Origin of the sequence: Streptomyces sp. GbtcB7 (genome assembly GCF_019091445.1) — a bacterium.
Classification (GTDB): Bacteria; Actinomycetota; Actinomycetes; order Streptomycetales; family Streptomycetaceae; genus Streptomyces; species Streptomyces mirabilis.
The window spans coordinates 1-228 of sequence record NZ_JAGXJM010000821.1; the positions used below are offsets into that span (position 1 = coordinate 1).

Genomic DNA, 228 nt, shown 5'->3' on the forward strand with positions numbered 1-228 from the left:
CTCGGGTTCCGACTTCGTCGGGATGTTCGTCGGTGTCGGTGCCTCCCGAGTCCGGGACCTGTTCGAGCAGGCCAAGGCGAACGCTCCGGCGATCGTCTTCGTCGACGGGATCGACGCGGTCGGCCGCCACCGTGGAGCCGGCCTCGGCGGTGGACACGACGAGCGCGAGCAGACGCTGATCCTGCTGCTCGTCGAGAGGGTCGGCTTGGACGTGGAGGGCCGTGTGGT

1 protein-coding gene is annotated in these 228 nt (G+C 69.3%); it reads left to right on the forward strand.

Annotation, left to right across the window (positions count from 1 at the left end; all coding sequences use genetic code 11):
* Nucleotides 1-228 (forward strand): AAA family ATPase (locus KVT44_RS57660; RefSeq protein ID WP_217577289.1); only part of this gene is annotated, 228 nt, incomplete at both ends.